Origin of the sequence: Corynebacterium sp. HMSC072D12 (genome assembly GCF_001813925.1) — a bacterium.
Taxonomy (GTDB): Bacteria; Actinomycetota; Actinomycetes; order Mycobacteriales; family Mycobacteriaceae; genus Corynebacterium; species Corynebacterium aurimucosum.
Genome location: NZ_KV814397.1, coordinates 1 through 1,659, shown reverse-complemented (window position 1 = coordinate 1,659; position 1,659 = coordinate 1). Strand labels below are relative to the sequence as shown.

The following is a 1,659-nucleotide window of genomic DNA, read 5'->3' as shown; positions in this document are numbered from 1 at the left end:
TTTTTCATGTGCGTGGTGGTTGAGTGAACGATTGTTTTGCTGCCACCGTATTGTTAATCGGGTGGAGATACATCTTAACCAGAATGGTTGACTAACATTTTTTAAAAGTACGTGGTGCATTGTTGGGTGTCTGGGGCATTGTTCCCTGGTTGTTTAACCCACATGAGCTTGATGGTCGGAGTGCTTAATGTTCTGGTTGTTGGGCTGGTGTGGGGTGTTGTGTGAGAACTGTATAGTGGACGCGAGCATTAAACCATGTGCTTGCTGCTGATACGTGCTTTGTGCGTGTGTTGGTGGTGGGTTGTGGTTTGTGTGATTTCTTTGTTCTTTTGTGTTTTGTGTGTTCACACCAGCATTGTCTTCTGCTGCTTTTGTGGTGGTTGCCTTGTTGGTTGTGTGTTCGTTATTTAGGGCGCATGGTGGATGCCTTGGCATGCTGAGCCGATGAAGGACGTGTAAGGCTGCGTTAAGCCTCGGGGAGTTGTCAATAAAGCGTTGATCCGAGGATGTCCGAATGGGGAAACCTGGCACCTGTTATGGGGTGTTACCCTTCAGTGAATTCATAGCTGTTGTGGGGGTTTACGCGGGGAAGTGAAACATCTCAGTACCCGTAGGAGAAGAAAATAAAATATGATTCTGCTAGTAGTGGCGAACGAACGTGGATGAGGCTAAACCGTGTGCATGTGATACTTGGTAGGGGTTGTGTGTGCGGTGTTGTGGGCCCCAATGGACGGTGACTACCATCATCGTGCTTGTGTGTTGTTGTTAGGTGAAGTGGTGTGGAAACGCCTACCGTAGAGGGTGATAGTCCCGTAGTTGAAGGCTGCAATGCATGGGTTGTTGGGTTGCCCGAGTAGCAGCGGGCTCGTGGAATCTGCTGTGAATCTGCCGGGACCACCCGGTAAGCCTAAATACTCAGTGTGACCGATAGTGTATGAGTACCGTGAGGGAATGGTGAAAAGTACCCCGGGAGGGGAGTGAAATAGTTCCTGAAACCATGTGCTTACAATCCGTCAGAGCACTTTTTGTTGTGTGATGGCGTGCCTTTTGAAGAATGAGCCTGCGAGTCAGCGGCATGTCGCGAGGTTAACCCGTGTGGGGTAGCCGTAGGGAAACCGAATCCTAATGGGGTGTTTTAGTGGCGTGTCCTGGACCCGAAGCGGGGTGATCTACCCATGGCCAGTGTGAAGCAGTAGTAAGATGCTGTGGAGGCGCGAACCCACGTAGGTTGAAAACTGCGGGGATGAGCTGTGGGTAGGGGTGAAAGGCCAATCAAACTCCGTGATAGCTGGTTCTCCCCGAAATGCATTTAGGTGCAGCGTCGCATGTAGCTTGGTGGAGGTAGAGCTACTGGTTGGTTGAGCGGGACTACAATCTTAGCAATGTCAGCCAAACTCCGAATGCCATCAATTGTGTTGTGCGGCAGTGAGACTGTGGGGGATAAGCTTCATAGTCGAGAGGGAAACAGCCCAGATCGCCGGTTAAGGCCCCTAAGGGTGTGCTAAGTGGAAAAGGATGTGGGATCGCGAAGACAGCCAGGAGGTTGGCTTAGAAGCAGCCATCCTTGAAAGAGTGCGTAATAGCTCACTGGTCGAGTGGTCCTGCGCCGACAATGTAGTGGGGCTCAAGCACACCGCCGAAGCCGCGGCAAACTTTTTT

Annotated in this window: 1 rRNA gene; it reads left to right on the top strand. The window is 51.1% G+C overall.

Annotation, left to right across the window (positions count from 1 at the left end):
- Window positions 1–396: 396 nt before the first annotated feature.
- Window positions 397–1,659, top strand: a 23S ribosomal RNA gene (locus HMPREF2943_RS05285); the annotation flags it as partial.